Here is a 17,569-nt window from a genome sequence, read left to right as displayed (position 1 = left end):
TCAATCGGTACGACGAAATTCCTGTTCCGCGGGATCGTGCTCGGCCTCGCACTCGGTCTTGGCGCGCCGCGCACGGGCCACTTCGGCGGTCTCCCGCTGCCGCGTCTTGCGAAAGACGGTCAGCATGACCACCCGGCGGCCGGGGGCGAGCCAGTACGTGATGCGGACGGACCTGCGGTCGTGGCCGATGGTGAAGCGCAGTTCACGGACGCCGTCCCCCAGGTAGCGGGAGTAGGGCTCCCGCAGGGTCGTGGCGTTGTGGCGGAGGCGTTCCGCCGCGTCCTCGACGGCCTCGTAGTCCTCGGCCGGCAGATTCATCAGCCACAGCCGAACCTCCGCCTCGATCTCGATCTCGAATGGATCACTCATGTCTGGGACCGTATAGATCGCCAGAAGTATATATCCGGGAACGGCTAGAGGGCCCCTCGAAGGTGTGAACCCTCCCTTCCCGCTGACGCCACTCCCCCTTCCCCCCACGGCGTACAACCTTTTCCCTCCCCCCGAGTCCTCTGTGGCGGGGAGTGCCGCACAGCCGCTCCCGGGCCGCCGGTACCCAGCGCGGTCCAGCCAGCAGAGTCCAGGGGACGGATACGCATGCCCATACGCACCAGCGCCACCACCACGCACCGCTGCATAACCAGAGGCCTCACCGCCGCCGCCCTCGCCGCCGGCGTCCTCCTCCCGGTCGCCGCCGCGGGCCCCGCCACCGCCGCCGCACCCCGGGTGACGTGCAGCTCGAACAAGGCCGGGCTTGCCAAGAAGCTCACCGCCGACCTCACCGCCGCCCTGCGCGGCCGGCCCGGCGCCCCCGCCCTCGCCGTCCACGAGCGGGCGACGAACACGTACTGCACGCTGCGCGCCCAGGACTCCTACGACTCCGCCAGCATCGTCAAGGTCACCGTCATGGGCGCCCTCCTGTACGACGCCCAGAAGCGCGGGCGCGCCCTGACCGCCCGCGAGCGCGACCTCGTCACCGCCATGATCACCACGTCCGACAACAACGCCACCAGCACCCTGTGGAAGCAGCTCGGCACGGGCAAGGTCAACGCGTTCCTGAAGGCCGCCGGGGCCACCCGCACCAAGCCCGGGGCGAACGGCTACTGGGGCCTCACCCAGGTCAACGCCGCCGAGCAGAGCAAGATCCTCGACCTGTTCACCCGGACCAACGCCGTCCTCACCGCCGCCTCCCGCGCCTACGCCCTGGACCGCATGGCCCGCGTCGTGCCCGCCCAGCGCTGGGGCGCCCCCGCGGGCGCGCCCCGCACCGCGAAGGTCCACGTCAAGAACGGCTGGCTGCCGCGCGCCACCAAGGGCTGGCGGGTGCACTCCCTCGGCGTCTTCACCGGCCAGGGCCACGACTACACGATCACCGTCCTCACCCACGGCAACACGACGATGCGGCAGGGCGTCGACACCGTCCAGGCCGTCTCCCGCGCCGTCCACCGCGACCTGAACCCCGCCGCGAAGGCCGCCCACACCCTCCAGGCCCCCGAGGTCGTGCCCCCCGCCGTCCCGCGGGAAGTGATCCCGCCGACCCCGGAGAACCCCGCCCGGCGGTGACCGGGGGCGGCTCCGGCGCACCGGACCGCCGCCCGCGCCCCCGCCCGGACCCCGCGGCGGGATGAAATCCGCAGCTCGCGGCGTTGGTGCCTTCCGGTGGGACGAGAACCAACGGGAGGCACCGCGTGGCAGACCAGGAACAGAGGGCCGTCGGGGCCCGCAAGGCGGGCTGGGCCCGGCGGCTGACCTCCTACGCCTGGCGCTACCGCGCCAACGTCCTGCTCGCCCTCGGCTCCTCCCTCGGCGGCATGGCCGTCATGGCCCTCGTCCCGCTCATCACGAAGATCGTCATCGACGACGTGATCGGGAAGGGCACCCGGTCGCTCGCCGTGTGGACCGGGCTGCTCATAGCCGCGGCCGTCGTGGTGTACGTGCTGACGTACATCCGCCGGTACTACGGCGGCAAGCTCGCCCTGGACGTCCAGCACGACCTGCGCACCGAGATGTACGGCACGATCACGGGGCTCGACGGCCGCCGCCAGGACGAGCTGTCCACCGGACAGGTCGTCGGCCGCGCCACCAGCGACCTCCAGCTCATCCAGAGCCTGCTGTTCATGCTCCCGATGACCATCGGGAACATCCTGCTCTTCGTCATCTCTCTCGGGATCATGGCGTGGCTCTCACCGCTGCTCACCCTGGTCGCCCTCGCCGTCGCCCCCGCCCTGTGGTTCATCGCCCGGCTCAGCAGGAAGCGCCTCTTCCCCGCCACCTGGTACGCCCAGGGCCAGGCCGCCGCCGTCGCCGGAGTGGTCGACGGGGCCGTCTCCGGGGTGCGCGTCGTGAAGGGCTTCGGGCAGGAGGAGCAGGAGACCGGCAAGCTGCGCGAGGTCTCGCGGCGGCTGTTCGCGGGCCGCCTGCGGACGGTGAAGCTCAACTCCCGCTACACCCCCGCCCTCCAGGCCGTCCCCGCCCTCGGCCAGGTCGCCATGCTCGCCCTCGGCGGCTGGCTCGCCACCCGGGGACAGATCACCCTCGGCACCTTCGTCGCCTTCTCCACCTACCTCGCCCAGCTCGTCGGCCCGGTCCGGATGCTCGCCATGGTGCTCACCGTCGGACAGCAGGCCCGGGCGGGCGTCGAGCGCGTACTGGAGCTGATCGACACCGAACCGTCCCTCGTGGACGGGACGAAGGAACTCCCCGCGGACGCCCCCGCCACCGTCGAGTTCGACGCGGTCGCCTTCTCGTACGAGGAGGGGCGCCCGGTCCTCGACGGGTTCTCGCTGGAGATCCGCGAGGGCGAGACCGTCGCCGTGGTCGGCTCGTCCGGCAGCGGCAAGTCGACCGTCTCGCTGCTGCTGCCGCGCTTCTACGACGTCGAGCGCGGCGCGGTCCTGGTCGGCGGCCACGACGTGCGCGAGCTGACCCTGGAGTCGCTGCGGGACGCCATCGGGCTGGTGCCCGAGGACAGCTTCCTCTTCTCCGACACCGTCCGCGCCAACCTCGCCTACGGCCGCCCCGACGCCACCGACGAGCAGATCCGCGCCGCCGCCCGCGCCGCCCAGGCGGACCGCTTCATCGACGAGCTGCCGAACGGCTACGACACCCTGGTCGGCGAACAGGGCCTCACCCTCTCCGGCGGCCAGCGCCAGCGGCTCTCGCTGGCCCGCGCCATCCTCACCGACCCCCGCCTGCTCCTCCTGGACGACGCCACCTCGGCCGTCGACGCCCGGGTCGAGCACGAGATCCACGAAGCGCTGAAGTCCGTGATGGCGGGCCGCACGACGCTCCTCATCGCGCACCGCCGCTCCACCCTGAACCTCGCCGACCGGATCGCCGTCCTCGACCGGGGCCGCCTCGCCGACATCGGCACCCACGCCGAACTGGAGCGCCGCTCGGCCCTCTACCGCCGTCTGCTCACCGACCCCGACGAGCTCGGCGGCGTGTCGCCCGGGCACGTGCTCCAGCAGGCGCCGGTCCAGGACGACCGGTCCGTGCAGGCGGAGCTGGACGCCGAGTTCGACGCCGAGCGCGGCATCACCCCCGCCCTGTGGACACGGGACGGGAACGACCCGGCCGAGGACACCGGCCACGCTCCCGGCATGCCCGCCACGCCCGAGCTGCTGGCACAGGTCGAGGCCCTGCCGCCCGCGCACGACGTCCCGGACATCGACGAGGCCCGCGCGGTCGCGCCCGAGGACTCCTACAACCTCCGCCGGCTGCTGCGCGGCTTCGGGCTGCCGCTGCTGGTCAGCCTCGGCCTGGTCGCCGTCGACGCGGGCATGGGCCTGCTGCTGCCGGTCCTGATCCGGCACGGCATCGACGAGGGCGTCACCCGGCTCGCGCTCGGCGCGGTCTGGACGGCCGCCGGGCTGGCCCTGCTGGCCGTGCTGGTGCAGTGGGGCGCGCAGGTCAGCGAGGCCCGGATGACGGGACGCACCGGCGAGCGGGTGCTGTACTCGCTCCGGCTGAAGATCTTCGCGCAGCTCCAGCGGCTGGGACTCGACTACTACGAGCGGGAGCTGACCGGGCGGATCATGACCCGGATGACGACGGACGTCGACGCGCTCTCCACCTTCCTCCAGACCGGCCTGGTCACCGCGTTCGTGTCCGTCGTGACCTTCCTCGGCGTGCTGGTGGCGCTCGTGGTCATCGACGTCGAACTGGCGCTGGTCGTCTTCGCGACGCTCCCGCTGTTGGTCGTCGGCACGTACTTCTTCCGCAGGAAGAGCGTCCAGGCGTACGAACTGGCCCGCGACCGGGTCTCCGTCGTCAACGCCGACCTCCAGGAGTCCGTCGCCGGGCTGCGCGTCGTGCAGGCCTTCGGACGGGAGCGGGCGGGCCGCGAGCGGTTCGCCGAGAACAGCCGCGACTACCGGCGGGCCCGGGTGCGCGGCCAGTGGCTGATCTCGGTGTACTTCCCGTTCGTACAGCTCCTCGCGTCCGTCGCGGCGGCCGCCGTCATGATCGTCGGGGCCGGGCGGATCGAGGCCGGGACGCTGACGCCGGGCGCGCTGGTGGCGTACCTCCTCTACATCGACCTGTTCTTCGCGCCGGTGCAGCAGCTCTCGCAGGTCTTCGACGGGTACCAGCAGGCCACCGTCTCGCTGCGGCGCATCCAGGAGCTGCTGCGGGAGCCCACGTCCACGGCCGGCGCGGCCGCGCCGAAGGACGTTCCGTCGCTGCGCGGCGAGATCGCCTTCGAGGACGTGTCGTTCAGGTACGGAGAGGAGGAGGAGGCGCTCTCGGACGTCTCCCTGCGCATACCGGCGGGCCAGACCGTCGCCTTCGTCGGCGAGACCGGCGCGGGCAAGTCGACCCTGGTCAAGCTGGTCGCCCGGTTCTACGATCCGACCTCGGGCCGCGTCACCGCCGACGGCCTGGACCTGCGCGACCTCGACATGACCGCATACCGCCACCGCCTGGGCGTCGTCCCGCAGGAGGCGTACCTCTTCGCCGGGACGGTCCGCGACGCCATCGCCTACGGGCGGCCCGACGCCACCGACGCCCAGGTCGAGGCGGCGGCCCGCGCGGTCGGCGCGCACGACATGATCGCCACCCTGGACGGCGGCTACCTGCACGAGGTCGCCGAGCGCGGACGCAACCTCTCCGCGGGCCAGCGCCAGCTCGTCGCGCTCGCCCGCGCCGAGCTGGTCGACCCGGACGTGCTGCTCCTCGACGAGGCGACCGCCGCGCTCGACCTCGCCACCGAGGCGCAGGTCAACCGGGCCACCGACCGGCTCACCGGCCGGCGCACCACCCTGGTCGTCGCGCACCGGCTGACCACGGCCGCCCGCGCCGACCGGGTCGTGGTGATGGACCGCGGGCGGGTCGCCGAGGACGGCACCCACGACGAGCTGCTCGCCCTGGACGGGCGGTACGCCCGGCTGTGGCGCACGTTCGTGGGGGAGGACGAGCCGGCGGCGGTCTGAGCCGGGGGCCCCGCGGCCCGGCCGGCCCGGCCCGTTCCCGCCCCTCGGTGCCGGTCGCCCGCTTTGCCCGTGCAACCGTTGTGGGCCCCCGGGCGTCGTACGTGCATACGACCCCCGGGCCGCCGGGGGTGCGGGTGTTCGACGGTGCGGGGGTGTTCGGTGGGGAGGGGCGGGGCAGGCGTGGGTCCGATGGGACGGATGAGGCGAAGAGTGACCGGTGTGCTGGCGGTGACGGTCGCGGCCGGGCTGCTGACCGTGGGCGGCCCCGCCGTCGGCCGGGCGGACGCGGCGGCCGGCGCCTGCGCCGGGACACGTGTCAAGACGTACGGCTTCGCGACCGGCGAGGTCCGCGTGCACCGGAACGGCTCCTACGTGTGCGCCATGACGGTCGCCAAGCGGCCGGGCGTGCGGCAGAGGATGCGGGTCGGCGTGCAGGCGCGCGGGAGCAGGGCGGCCGTCGACTCGGGGACGTACGCGCGACGGGCGGGGCCGGTGACGGTGTACGCCAGGGCACGGTGCGTGCGGGTGGAGGGGGCGGTGGCCGGGCGGGGGACGGCCTCGGGCTGGATCCTGTGCTGAGACCGGCCCGGACCGCGGATTCTTCCGTCCGGTTGCCGGTGTGGCGCACATTCGTCCAACTTCCCTGGTGACAAAGGGGTTTGCGGGACACTAGGTTCCCCCTGTTGTCCGTGTGCCGACAGGGGAGTGGTTCATGCGCAAGACGTTCCGGGCAGTGGTCGCGGGAGCGGTGCTCATAGGCACCGTCGGAGCGACCGGGGGCGCCGTCCAGGCCGCGCCCGCCGAGCCGAGACCCGCCGCACGGCCGGCCGCCGCCGACATCAGGGACCGCATCCTCGCGGTACCGGGCATGAGCCTGATCGAGGAGAAGCCGGTCGACGGCTACCGCTTCTTCGTCCTGAACTTCACCCAGCCGGTGGACCACGCCCGCCCCCGGAAGGGCACCTTCCAGCAGCGCCTGACCGTCCTGCACAAGGACGTGGACCGGCCCACCGTCTTCTCCACCAGCGGTTACGACCTCTACACCGACCCGTCGCGCAGCGAGCCCACCCGGCTCATCGACGGCAACCAGGTGTCCATGGAGTACCGCTTCTTCACCCCCTCCCGCCCCCGGCCCGCCGACTGGTCCAAGCTCGACATCGAGCAGGCCGCCGACGACCAGCACCGCGTCTTCACCGCGCTGAAGAAGATCTACGGCAAGAAGTGGCTGTCCACCGGCGGCTCCAAGGGCGGCATGACGGCCACCTACTACGAGCGCTTCCACCCCCGCGACATGGACGGCGTCGTCGCCTACGTCGCCCCGAACGACGTGGACAACCGCGAGGACTCGGCGTACGACCGCTTCTTCCGCACCGTCTCCACCAAGGAGTGCCGCGACAAGCTCAACGCCGTGCAGCGCGAGGCCCTGGTGCGGCGCGGACCGCTCACCGCCAAGCTGAAGAAGTGGGCGGCGGAGAACGGGGCGACCTTCCGCACCGTCGGCAGCCTCGACAAGTCCTACGAGTCCTCGGTGCTCGACTTCGTCTGGGCCTTCTGGCAGTACAGCGACGAGTCCGAGTGCGCGGACGTCCCCGCCGCGGACTCCTCCGACGAGGTCATCTACGACTACGTCGATTCCAAGTCGCCGTTCTCCTCCTACACCGACCAGGGCCTCGACCCGTACACGCCGTACTACTACCAGGCCGGCACCCAGCTCGGCGCGCCCCAGTACACGTACCCGCACCTCAAGGGCCTGATGAAGTACGGCCCCGACTACTTCCAGCCGCGCGCCTTCGTGCCGCGCGAGATCCCCATGCGGTGGCAGGAGGGCGTCATGAAGGACGTCGACCGCTGGGTGAACCGCAACGCGCACCGGATGATGTACGTCTACGGGGCCAACGACCCGTGGGGCGCGGAGCGCTTCCGCCCCGCGCGCGGCGGCGACAACCACGTCTACACCGTGCCGGGCGCCAACCACGGCGCGAGCATCGCGGGCCTGCCGGCCGATGAGCGGGCCGCCGCCACCGCCCGGCTCCTCAAGTGGGCCGACGCGGCGCCCGCCGCCGTCCAGGCCGACCCGTCGAAGGCCGAGCGGCTCACCGCGTACGACGCCCGGCTCGACCGGACGGAGCTGAACAGGGAGCGGACGCTGCGCCCCTGACCCCTACACCGGCCGGGCGCACCCCACCGGCTTCCCGCCGCCCAGCTGCACGTACAGCCGGGTGGCGGGAGGGCACTCGGGGCGGGCGTCCACGGCGCGGCTCACCCGGTACTCCGGGGAGCGCCCGCCCGAGCCGTCGCAGGGGGTCTCCTCGACCTGGCCGCCGCCCGCCCCGTACAGGCAGTCCCCGACGATCGTGTGCGGGCCGCCGCCCCCGCCGGGGTCGCCCGGGTGGGGGTCGGTGAGGTTGCGCATGCAGGCGTAGCCGCGCGGGACGACGCCGTCGCCGTTCTCGTCGCCCCGGGTGTCGCCGGGCGGGCGCGCCTCCGAGATGTGCAGGACGAAGTCGGTGGTGGCGGGGCACGAGGGGCCGTTCCCCGCCTGCCCGTTGTAGCGGGCGGTCACCTTCGCGGCGGCGCGCTCGCTGCGGCAGGAGACCTCGCGGGGGGCCCTCCCGTACGAACTGCACTCCCGTACGTCCAGGAAGACGGCCCCGTGGCCGGACGGCGCGGCGGGCAGCGAGTCGGCGGCCCGGGCCGGACCGCCGCCGGTGGCGCCGTTGCCATTGCCGTCGCCGTCGCCGGAGAAGGGGTTCTGGCAGCCGGTCAGCACGGTCGCGGCGAGGAGGGCGGCGACGGCCCAGACCCTGGGCGAGGGCCGCGTGGCCCGGGTCTGTTCGCCTGCTCTCCGTGCCCCGGTCGTGCTGGACGTCCTCGTCGTTCCTTTTGTCCTGCGCATGCAGCATCCCCCCGAAAGCCTCCGCACCTGTGCCCAGAGTGGGCCGTCCTGGTGGGCGCACGCCAGGCTCACGGGGGCGAATTACGTCGTACGGGGCGGCGGCGGGGCCTTCCGGCCCGCGGAACGGCCCCGTGTTCGACCACATCCGTCACTCCGCGCGCCCGCTGTCGCTCCCGTACCGGCTCCGGTAAAAACCATGGAATCCGGGGAACCCGGCCGCGACCCGCTCCGTCCCATCGCCGTACTGCTGGTGAGTCTCCGCAGAGCGGTGTCGGCCCACGCTGCTGGCCGCGTTCGCCGACTCCCCTCTCCAACCGCCTGCGGCCGGCAGCACGGCCGCCACCGGTGCGCCCCCTGACGTATGCGCCGGTGGCGGCCCCCTCTCTCCTCCCCCCTCCGGAACCGCCGACTCCGTTCCCCCGCACGGCTCTTGACGGGTACTTAGTTTCAGGGAAGCGTGACCCCGCTGGAAGTTTCCGTCAAGGACCGCCGCGTCCGTCGAGGGCTTCATGGAGGGGTACCGCGATGTCCGAGAACACCTTCGAGCCGTCCCGCCGCGCACTGCTGGGCGCGAGCGCCGCCGCGGTGGCCGCCGCCGCCACCTCCGTCGCGCCCGTCGCCGCCGCCGAACGGCCCACCGCGTACTCCGACGCCCGGCTCGGACGGATCATCTCCGGCATGACGCTTCCGGAGAAGGTCGGCCAGCTCTTCGTGATGCGCGTGTACGGGCACTCCGCGACCGCCCCCGACCAGGCCGACGTGGACGCGAACCTCAAGGACCTGGGGGTGCGCGACGCCGCCGAGCTGATCGCCAAGTACCACCTCGGCGGGATCATCTACTTCGCCTGGGCGCACAACACCCGCGACCCGCACCAGATCGCCGACCTGTCCAACGGCATCCAGCGGGCGGGGCTGGCCGAACGCCACCGCGTCCCGCTGCTCGTCTCCACCGACCAGGAACACGGCATCGTCGCCCGCGTCGGCAAGCCCGCCACCCTGCTGCCCGGAGCCATGGCGCTCGGCGCGGGAGCCTTCCGGCGGGGCACCCGGGACGCCCGCGAGGCCGCCCGGATCGCCGGGGCGGAACTGCTCGCCATGGGCATCCGGCAGAACTACGCGCCGGACGCGGACGTCAACGTCGACCCGGCGAACCCCGTCATCGGGGTGCGCTCCTTCGGGTCGGAGCCGCGCGCGGTGGCGGAACTGGTCGCGGCGCAGGTCCGCGGCTACCAGGGGGCCGGCGTCGCCACCGCGGCCAAGCACTTCCCCGGGCACGGCGACACCAAGGACGACAGCCACGACCAGTTGCCGCACATCGACCACACGCGCGAGGAGTGGGAGGCCCTGGACGCCCCGCCGTTCCGGGCCGCGATCGCCGCCGGGATCGACTCGATCATGACGGCGCACATCGTCGTGCCGTCCCTCGACCCGGCGCTGGACCCGGCCACCCTGTCCCGGCCGATCCTCACCGGCGTGCTGCGCGAACAGCTCGGCTACCGGGGCGTGGTCGTCACCGACTCGCTCGGCATGCAGGGGGTGCGCACCAAGTACGGGGACGACCGGGTGCCGGTCCTCGCCCTGAAGGCCGGCTGCGACCAGCTCCTCAACCCGCCGAACCTGGCGGTGGCGTGGAACGCGGTGCTCGCGGCGGTCAGGAGCGGCGAGCTGACCGAGTCCCGCCTCGACGAGTCGATCCTGCGCATCCTGCGCCTGAAGGCCCGGCGCGGCCTCTTCGACCGCCCGTACGTCACCCACCGGGGGGTCGACCGGACCGTGGGCGTCCGCAGCCACCTCGCGGCGGCGGACCGCATCGCGGACGCCACGACGACGCTGCTGGTCAACGAGGGCGGCCTGGTTCCGCTCTCCCGGCGCGAGCACCGCGGGGTACTGGTCGTCGGGGCCGACCCGGCCTCGCCCTCCGGCACGACGGGGCCGCCGACAGCCGTCCTGGCCCGGCTGCTCGGGGAGGCGGGCTTCACGGCGACCGCCCTGTCCACCGGGTCGGCCCCCACCCCCGCGAAGATCGCCGAAGCGGTGGCGGCGGCGCGGGCGGGCGCGGATGCGGTGCTGGTCGCGACGCGGAACGTCTCGGCGACGAGCGCCCAGCGGACGCTGGTGAGGGAACTGGCGGCCACCGGGCTGCCGGTGGCCGTCCTCGCCCTCCAGAACCCGTACGACGTCGCGCACCTGGCCGGAACGGGAGCGCGGGCCCACCTGGCGGCGTACTCCTGGACGGACGTCGAGCTGGGCGCGGCGGTACGGGTCCTGACCGGCCGGACCCGCCCGGCCGGGCGGCTGCCGGTGCCGGTCCAGCGGGCGGACGACCCCACGAAGGTGCTCTTCCCGGTGGGCCACGGCCTGCGCCGCTGACGCGGGGCGGGGCGTGCCGCCGCGCCCCTCCCAGGAGCCGGGGTCCGGAAGCCGCCCCCGGTCTCCCGCGCCCCCGGCCGCCTACGCCGCCGGCGCCCGCAGCGCCAGGAACTCCCGCCCCGCCACCAGCAGCCCCGGCAGCTCCGCGGCCTCCGGATACCACCGCTTCTCGTACTCCCAGCACACCCACACGTCGTCATCGGCCCCGGTGGTGCCGGGGGCGGCGTCGGACCCGCCGAGCTGCGCCAGGCACTCGTCCAGCGGCAGCACCCCGCTGCCCAGCGCGAGCGGCGTGGTCACATCCCCGGAGGCGATGTCCTTCACCTGTACGTAACCGAGGTGCGGCGCGAGCACGCCGTAGGAGGTGACGGGGTCCTCCCCGCCGAGCCACGTGTGCATGACGTCCCACAGCACCCCGACGTTCTTGTGCCCGACCGCCGCCACCACCCGGGCCGCGTCCACGCCCGTGCGGTGCGAGTCGTGCGTCTCCAGCAGGATGCGCACGCCGTACTCGTCCGCGCTCTCCGCCGCCGCCCCGAGCCGCCGCGCCGCCCGCTCGTCGCCGCCCCCGACGTCCTCGCCCGCCCCGGGGAAGACCCGCACGTACCGGGCCCCCAGGTCCCGCGCGAGCTCCAGCAGCCCCCGCACCTCCTCCAGCACGGGCCCGTCCTCGCCCTCCGCCGCGACCTTCGCGTACCCGGCGACCGTCAGGATCTCGACGCCCGCGGCGGCGAACGTCTCCACCACCTCCGCCCGCTCCTTCGCCCCGATCCCCGGATGCACCGGCTCCTCCGGGTGCGCACGCAGCTCCACCCCCTGGAACCCGCACGTCTGCGCCAGCGCGGCGACCTCCGACATCGGCATCCCGGGCACCCCGAGGGTGGAAAAGGCGAGCTTCACCGTCTGAACAACTCCTTCGATCCGTGTGCGTGCGCTGCATCCGGTGTCCGTGCGCCGCATCCGGTGCGCGTGCGCCGCGTTCCGTACGCGGGGGCCGCGACCTGCACGTCATCGGGTGCGCCCTTCCCTCCCGGTACCCCTGTCAGCGGTCCGAAACCGCCCGCACCCGCCGTCGCCGCGTAGCCGCGCCCCGCACGGGGCAGGGAACGGCCATGACCCCTACCGCAGCCACGCCCTGGCAATTCACCGACTCCCGCGGCCAGTTGGTGACCGCGCCGGCCCGCCCGGCCCGTATCGCCGCCTACATCCAGGCGGGCGCGACCCTGTACGACCACGGCCTGCGCCCCGCCGGGATCTTCGGCTCCTACCACGACGGCCCCGCCCCCGACCCGGCCAAGGCGGGCAGCCTGCCGCTCTCCGAGGTCGCGTACTTCGGCGCGGGCCAGGCACTGGACCCCGACGCGGTCCTCGCCGCCGGAATCGACCTGCTGGTCGCCGTCAGCTACGGCGGCAGCGCGGTCTACGGCATGGAGCCGGACACCGCCAAGCACCTCGAACAGCACATCCCCACCGTCGTCCTGGACATCGGCCAGGGCCGCTCCCTCTCCGAGGTCCGCGACACCTTCCACGCCCTCGCCGAGTCCCTCGGCAGCACCGAGCCCCCGGAGGCCGCGCACGCCCTGGCCGACGCGCAGGCCAAGCTGAAGTCCCTGATCAGCTCCACCACGCCCGCCCTGCTGGCGCTCTCCCCGGCCGACGCCGCCGACGTCCACCTGGCCCGCCCGCACGCCTGGCCCGACCTGCGCGCCCTCACCGCCCTGGGCGTCCCCCTGCTGGACCCGCCCCCGGAGGGCGGCGCGAACTGGTCGACGGTGCCGTGGGAGCGGGCCGCCGGACTCGCCCCGCAACTGGTCCTCGCCGACGTACGGGCGAACGCGGCCCCCTTCGAGGCGGGGCGAATCGGCCCGGACGTCGAGGTCGTCCCCTGGAACCCGGAACTCCCGGCGAGCGCGACGGCCCACACGGCCTTCTTCGAGTCCATCGCCGAAGCCCTCCACGAGGTCTGAGGGAACCGCCTCAGCGGTGCGGGGGAGACCTGGGGTGACGGCGCGGGGCCGAGGGCCTGGAGGCGGAGCCCCGGCGGCGACCGCACCCCACCCACCCGCACAACGGACCCGCCCCCCGAGGGATCATGGACGGCGCGCGACGCACCGACCCGCCAGGAGGCCCCATGTCCCGCCCCATCACCCTCGTCACCGGCGGCAGCCGCGGCATCGGGGCCGCCACCTGCCTGCGCCTGGCCGCCGACGGCCACGACATCGCCCTCGCCTACGCCCAGGACGAGAGCGCCGCCCGGACGGTCGCCGCCCAGGTCCGCGAGGCCGGGGCCCGCGCCCTCGCCGTCCGGGCCGACACCTCCCACGAGCCCGACGTCGACCGCCTCTTCGACACCGTCGCCGCCGAGCTCGGCCCCCTCACCGGCCTGGTCAACAACGCCGGCGTCACCGGTCTGCTCAGCCCCCTCGCCGAGGCCTCCACCGACGACCTCCGCCGCGTCCTGGACGTCAACGTCCTAGGCACCCTCCTGTGCTGCCGCCGCGCCGTCCGCGACATGACCGCCTACGGCACCCCGGGTGCGATCGTCAACGTCTCCTCCGGCGCCGCCACCCTCGGCAGCCCCGGCGAGTACGTCCACTACGCCGCCTCCAAGGCCGCCGTCGACACCGTCACCCTGGGCCTCTCCAAGGAGCTCGGCCCCGACGGCATCCGCGTCAACGGCGTCGCCCCCGGCCTCGTCGACACCGACATGCACGCCACCATGGGCGACCCGGACCGCCCGGCCCGGATGGCGCCCGGCATCCCGCTGCGCCGGGCGGCCGACCCGTCCGAGATCGCCGCGGGCATCGCCTGGCTCCTGTCGGAGGACGCCTCGTACACGACCGGCACCGTGCTGCGCATCGCGGGCGGCCGCTGACCGGCCCGCCGACGAGCACCTACGCGACCGGCGGGGCGACGTCCGTCCTGGCGGACCGGCTCAGCCCAGCCAGCGTTCCCGCTCCGCCCGCAGGGCGTCGCCGACCGTCGCCGGTTCGGCGTCCCACACCCGGGTGGCCCGGCCCGCACGGGTGTAGCGCGGCCAGTCGGCGCCCGGGTCCAGGTCCCGGACGAAACCGACCCACGCGCCGTGCATCGCGTCCGCGAGCGACTGCGGCGGAGTCGGGCCCGCGACCTCAACGACGTTCTCCGCGTCCAGCGCGTCGAAGGAGAACGGCAGGTCCAGGCAGTGGAAGGCCTGCCCCGCGAACGGTCCCGCGGCCTTCGTCTCCCACCGGAACTCGTAGAACCAGGTGGGCAGTTCGCGTGCCGCGCGGCCCTCGGCGATCGTCAGGCCGGGCCGGCGGAAGACGGCGTCGGTGAGGGCGGAGCCGCCCATCGCGTCGAACTCGTCGCGGGTGAACCCCAGCATCAGCGGCTGCTCGCCGACGCCCGCGCCCGCACCGCCGTCGGCGAGCGCCTCGGTCACGGGCACGGGGATCAGCCCGCCGTCCGCGAAGGGGGCGAGGGCGAGGCCCTGGGGCAGGCCCTCGCGGTCGTCGCCCGGCGCGTCCAGGGCGTCCTGGAAGTCGTACAGCGTCCCGTACGGCAGGTCCCGCAGCGCGGCGGCCGTCGCCGGGACCCCGGTGCGGGCGGTGAACAGCCGGGCGACGCCCTCGCCGGCGGCCTTGTCCTGCGGCCGCATCACCGCGCCGGACACCGAGATCGCCGCCCGGAACAGGCCCTGGGCGCGCGGCGTGGCCAGCAGCGTCTGGACGGCGCCGCCGCCCGCCGACTGCCCGGCCACCGTGACCTTCGCCGGGTCGCCGCCGAACGCGGCGATGTTGTCGCGCACCCACTCCAGCGCGGCGATCCAGTCGAGCACCCCCCGGTTGTCGGGGGCGTCGTCCAGGTGCAGGAAGCCCTCGATGCCGAGCCGGTAGCCCACCGACACCAGCAGGACGCCGTCCCGGTTGAAGGCGGCCCCGTCGTACCAGGGGCTGGCGGCCGAGCCCGCGACGTAACCGCCGCCGTGGATCCACACCAGCACGGGGAGCCCGCCCCGCTCGGGGGCGGCCTCGGCGCGCGGCGTGAAGACGTTCAGGTTGAGGACGCCCTCGCCCGGGATCGTCGGCTCGGGAATGACCGTCATCTCGGCGAAGGCGCGGCGCTGGGCGGTGGGTCCGTACGCGGTGGCCTCCAGCGGCCGGGTCCACGGCCGCGGCGGCACGGGCGCGGCGAACCGCAGGTCGCCGACCGGGGGTTGGGCGTACGGAATGTTGAGGAAGCGGTCGCCGCCGGCCCGGCGTTCGCCGCGTACGGGGCCGAGGGCGGTGGTGACGACGGGGGCCTGGGCGGACATGGCACTGCCTCTCCTGGGGCGCGCACCGGCGTCGTGGCCGACCGGAGCGGGGGGTGCTGCGCGGGGTGGACTCGCTGCTCCTCAGCAGGTTCCGCTTCCGCCCCATTTAAGTCAAGGGTTGAAATAAATGCGGTGGCCGCCCCCGCACCCCCCGTCGGGCCCCACCGGGCACAATCGGCGGGTGCCGCACACCACGCCCGCCCCCGTCCCCCTCGACTCCGCCTCCGTACGCCGGCGCAACCTCGCCCTGGTCCTCCAGCACATCGCCGCCCACGGCCCCTGCTCCCGCAGCCGCATCGCCGCCGCCGTCGGGCTCGTGCCCGCGTCCGTCACCGGTCTGGTCGCCGATCTGGCCGCCCGCGGCCTCGTCCAGGAGGAGGCCGGCGGAACCGGGGGAGGGCGAGGCCGCCCCGGCCGCCCCGTCCGGCTCGCCCCCCGGCGCGTCCTGGCCGTCACCGTCCAGATCACCCTGGAACAGCTCCGCACCCAGGTCACCGACCTCGCCGGCGCCGTCATGAGCCGCGCCGACACCCCGCACCGCGTTCGGCACGGCGACCCCGCCCCGCTGGCCCGCGCCGTCGCGGCCGTCGTGCGCGAGGCGGAGGACCGGGTCCGGTGCGTTCCCGGTGCGCTGCTCTCCCGCGTCGTCGTCGCGATGGCGGGCCCGGTCACCTCCGACGCCTCGCACGCCGTCCTGGCCGCCACCGACTTCGGCTGGACGGCCCCGGTGGACCTCGGCGCCCTCGTCACCGCCGAACTGCCCTCCCTGGGCTGCCCGTTGGAGGTCGTCAACGACGCCAACGCCGCCGCCCTCGCCGAGTACCAGGCGCTGGCCGCCGACCGGCCCCGCCCGCCCCTCGGCCTCGCCTACCTCAAGGCGGACACGGGCGTCGGCGGCGGCCTCGTGGTGGGCGGCCGCATCGTGGACGGCAGTCACGGCGCCGCCATCGAACCCGGCCACCTCCCCGTCGCCCTGGACGGCCCGCCCTGCGCCTGCGGTGCGCGCGGCTGCCTCGCCGTGTACGCGGGCCCGGAACCCCTCCTGACGGCCGCGGGCCTTGCCGCCGCACTCCGTACGGACGGCAAGGACGCGGCGCTCGCCGCACTCGACCGGGCCCTGCACGCCGGCGACCCGGCCGCCCTCGCCGCCCTCGCCGCGGCGGGCGAGGCGGTGGGCGCGGCGATCCTCGGCATGGTCGCGCTGCTGGACGTCGAAGAGATCGTGCTCGGCGGCTACCTCGCGGACTGGCACCGCTGGCTGGCGCCCGCCATCGACGCCCGCCTGGCGGGCCGCCGCGCCCTCGCCGCCCCCTGGATGCCCCGCCTCACCCCCAGCACGCTCGGCACCGGCGCCACGCTCCACGGCGCCGCCGCCCTCGCCCGCGCGGCCGTCCTCGACGACCCGGGCGCGATTCCGCCGCTGTCCCCGTGACCCCCGCGAGCGCCGGGCCCGGCCCGCCCCCTCACCCGGCGCGCACCACCCCCGTCGAGCCCCGCACCACCAGCTCCGCCGGAACCACCTCCACGTGCCCCGCCGCCCCCGCACCGGCGGCGAGCGCCCCCGCCCTCGCCCCCGCCTCGTACAACGGCAGCCGTACCGTCGTCAGCGCGGGCACCGCGTCCGTCGCCGACGGCAGGTCGTCGAACCCGGCCACCGACAGATCCTCCGGAATCCGCAGCCCCCGCTCCCGCGCCTCCGCGCACACACCGAGCGCGATCGTGTCGTTCGCGGCGACGATCGCGGTCAGGTCCGGGGCGGCGGACAGGAGGCGGGCGGCGGCCGCCCGGCCGCTCGCGCGGTCGTACGAACCGTGCAGGACCAGCGCCGGATCGTCGGCGGCCCCCGCCGCCGCGAGCGCCTCCCGGTGCCCCTCCAGCCGGTGCCGGGTGGTGGTCCGCTCGGCCGGCCCGGCGACGTAACCGATCCGCCTGTGCCCGAGGGAGAGCAGGTGCCCGGTGAGGCGGCACGCCCCGGCCCGGTTGTCGAAGGAGAGCGTCGCGTGGACGAACTCCGCCCCGCCCAGCGCCGGCCGCCCGCACAGCACGATCCGGGTGCCCGCCTCCGCCAGCCTGGCCAGCTTCGCCGCGACCGCCGCCGAGTGCTCGGCGTCCTCGATCGCACCGCCGGTCAGGATCACGGCGGCCGCGCGTTGGCGCTGGAGGAGAGTGAGGTAGGTGAGCTCCCGGGCGGGCGAGCCCCCGGTGTTGCAGACGACGGCCAGCCGCTCGGCGTTCGTACGGATCGGGGCCGAGGCGTCCGACGGGGTGTTGAGATGGGCCTGCGCCGCCCCCGCCATGATCCCGAAGAAGGGGTCCGCGATGTCGTTGACCAGGATGCCGACCAGGTCGGACGTGGCGGCGGCGAGCGCGCTGGCCGGGCCGTTCACCACGTAGTCGAGCTCCGAGACGGCGCGCAGGACGCGCTCGCGGGTGGCCGCCGCGACGGGGTAGTTCCCGTTCAGCACTCGGGACACCGTCGCGGGGGACACCCGGGCGTGCGCCGCCACGTCCGCCAAGGTCACTGTCATCGCGCAGTCCTCATCAAGCCCTCATCCGTCCGTCCCGGTCCGCCGGGTC

General features: G+C 74.6%; 13 protein-coding genes. 8 read left to right on the top strand and 5 right to left on the bottom strand.

The window, feature by feature from the left end; genetic code table 11:
- Positions 1–369 (bottom strand): type II toxin-antitoxin system RelE/ParE family toxin, encoded by a 369-nt coding sequence (locus ACZ56L_RS15210; protein WP_471064327.1) that lies wholly within the window; start codon positions 367–369, stop codon positions 1–3.
- A gap of 225 nt (positions 370–594) precedes the next feature.
- On the opposite strand from ACZ56L_RS15210, the gene ACZ56L_RS15205 reads away from it, so the two are divergent.
- The 4 genes from ACZ56L_RS15205 to ACZ56L_RS15190 all read left to right on the top strand — a co-directional run bounded on the left by ACZ56L_RS15205 (position 595) and on the right by ACZ56L_RS15190 (position 7,587).
- Positions 595–1,560 (top strand): serine hydrolase, encoded by a 966-nt coding sequence (locus ACZ56L_RS15205; RefSeq protein ID WP_471064325.1) that lies wholly within the window; start codon positions 595–597, stop codon positions 1,558–1,560.
- 125 nt (positions 1,561–1,685) lie between these two features.
- Positions 1,686–5,429, top strand: coding sequence for an ABC transporter ATP-binding protein (locus ACZ56L_RS15200; protein ID WP_471064323.1), 3,744 nt, complete (start codon positions 1,686–1,688; stop codon positions 5,427–5,429).
- A 198-nt stretch (positions 5,430–5,627) separates the two neighbouring features.
- Complete coding sequence (locus tag ACZ56L_RS15195; RefSeq protein ID WP_401761243.1) at positions 5,628–6,008, top strand: hypothetical protein; 381 nt, start codon at positions 5,628–5,630, stop codon at positions 6,006–6,008.
- Between the two features lie 133 nt (positions 6,009–6,141).
- Complete coding sequence (locus ACZ56L_RS15190) at positions 6,142–7,587, top strand: aminopeptidase (protein WP_471064321.1); 1,446 nt, start codon at positions 6,142–6,144, stop codon at positions 7,585–7,587.
- Between the two features lie 3 nt (positions 7,588–7,590).
- Here the strand turns inward: ACZ56L_RS15190 and ACZ56L_RS15185 are convergent, their stop codons facing one another.
- A complete protein-coding gene (locus tag ACZ56L_RS15185; protein ID WP_471064319.1) occupies positions 7,591–8,325 on the bottom strand; it encodes a hypothetical protein in 735 nt (244 codons plus the stop codon).
- A 525-nt stretch (positions 8,326–8,850) separates the two neighbouring features.
- Between ACZ56L_RS15185 and ACZ56L_RS15180 the strand changes: the two genes are divergently transcribed.
- On the top strand, positions 8,851–10,695 hold the full coding sequence (locus ACZ56L_RS15180) for a glycoside hydrolase family 3 protein (protein ID WP_471064317.1): 1,845 nt from the start codon (positions 8,851–8,853) through the stop codon (positions 10,693–10,695).
- Positions 10,696–10,776: 81 nt separating this feature from the next.
- On the opposite strand, the gene ACZ56L_RS15175 is transcribed toward ACZ56L_RS15180, so the two are convergent.
- On the bottom strand, positions 10,777–11,595 hold the full coding sequence (locus ACZ56L_RS15175) for a sugar phosphate isomerase/epimerase family protein (RefSeq protein WP_471064315.1): 819 nt from the start codon (positions 11,593–11,595) through the stop codon (positions 10,777–10,779).
- 212 nt (positions 11,596–11,807) lie between these two features.
- On the opposite strand from ACZ56L_RS15175, the gene ACZ56L_RS15170 reads away from it, so the two are divergent.
- Both ACZ56L_RS15170 and ACZ56L_RS15165 read left to right on the top strand, forming a co-directional pair.
- Positions 11,808–12,662 (top strand): ABC transporter substrate-binding protein, encoded by an 855-nt coding sequence (locus ACZ56L_RS15170; RefSeq protein WP_471064313.1) that lies wholly within the window; start codon positions 11,808–11,810, stop codon positions 12,660–12,662.
- A gap of 164 nt (positions 12,663–12,826) precedes the next feature.
- A complete protein-coding gene (locus ACZ56L_RS15165) occupies positions 12,827–13,570 on the top strand; it encodes an SDR family oxidoreductase (RefSeq protein WP_471064311.1) in 744 nt (247 codons plus the stop codon).
- A gap of 60 nt (positions 13,571–13,630) precedes the next feature.
- On the opposite strand, the gene ACZ56L_RS15160 is transcribed toward ACZ56L_RS15165, so the two are convergent.
- The gene (locus ACZ56L_RS15160; protein WP_471064309.1) at positions 13,631–14,992 is read right to left on the bottom strand and encodes a carboxylesterase/lipase family protein; all 1,362 of its coding nucleotides are present in this window, start codon (positions 14,990–14,992) and stop codon (positions 13,631–13,633) included.
- A gap of 181 nt (positions 14,993–15,173) precedes the next feature.
- On the opposite strand from ACZ56L_RS15160, the gene ACZ56L_RS15155 reads away from it, so the two are divergent.
- The gene (locus tag ACZ56L_RS15155; protein WP_471064307.1) at positions 15,174–16,424 is read left to right on the top strand and encodes an ROK family protein; all 1,251 of its coding nucleotides are present in this window, start codon (positions 15,174–15,176) and stop codon (positions 16,422–16,424) included.
- Positions 16,425–16,455: 31 nt separating this feature from the next.
- Here ACZ56L_RS15155 and ACZ56L_RS15150 read toward each other — a convergent pair whose 3' ends face one another.
- On the bottom strand, positions 16,456–17,520 hold the full coding sequence (locus ACZ56L_RS15150) for a LacI family DNA-binding transcriptional regulator (protein WP_471064305.1): 1,065 nt from the start codon (positions 17,518–17,520) through the stop codon (positions 16,456–16,458).
- Between the last annotated feature and the right edge of the window lie 49 nt (positions 17,521–17,569).

Source organism: Streptomyces sp. NPDC039736 (assembly GCF_055596485.1).
The sequence above is the reverse complement of the archived record's forward strand: the minus strand, read 5'-3'. Positions and strand labels throughout refer to the sequence as shown.

What these genes read in the sequence shown, in the direction of transcription:
- ACZ56L_RS15210 (WP_471064327.1), bottom strand. Translation starts at nt 369, where the DNA reads ATGAGTGATCCATTCGAGATCGAGATCGAGGCGGAGGTTCGGCTGTGG.
- ACZ56L_RS15205 (WP_471064325.1), top strand. Translation starts at nt 595, where the DNA reads ATGCCCATACGCACCAGCGCCACCACCACGCACCGCTGCATAACCAGA.
- ACZ56L_RS15195 (WP_401761243.1), top strand. Translation starts at nt 5,628, where the DNA reads ATGAGGCGAAGAGTGACCGGTGTGCTGGCGGTGACGGTCGCGGCCGGG.
- ACZ56L_RS15190 (WP_471064321.1), top strand. Translation starts at nt 6,142, where the DNA reads ATGCGCAAGACGTTCCGGGCAGTGGTCGCGGGAGCGGTGCTCATAGGC.
- ACZ56L_RS15185 (WP_471064319.1), bottom strand. Translation starts at nt 8,325, where the DNA reads ATGCGCAGGACAAAAGGAACGACGAGGACGTCCAGCACGACCGGGGCA.
- ACZ56L_RS15180 (WP_471064317.1), top strand. Translation starts at nt 8,851, where the DNA reads ATGTCCGAGAACACCTTCGAGCCGTCCCGCCGCGCACTGCTGGGCGCG.
- ACZ56L_RS15170 (WP_471064313.1), top strand. Translation starts at nt 11,808, where the DNA reads ATGACCCCTACCGCAGCCACGCCCTGGCAATTCACCGACTCCCGCGGC.
- ACZ56L_RS15165 (WP_471064311.1), top strand. Translation starts at nt 12,827, where the DNA reads ATGTCCCGCCCCATCACCCTCGTCACCGGCGGCAGCCGCGGCATCGGG.
- ACZ56L_RS15160 (WP_471064309.1), bottom strand. Translation starts at nt 14,992, where the DNA reads ATGTCCGCCCAGGCCCCCGTCGTCACCACCGCCCTCGGCCCCGTACGC.
- ACZ56L_RS15150 (WP_471064305.1), bottom strand. Translation starts at nt 17,520, where the DNA reads ATGACAGTGACCTTGGCGGACGTGGCGGCGCACGCCCGGGTGTCCCCC.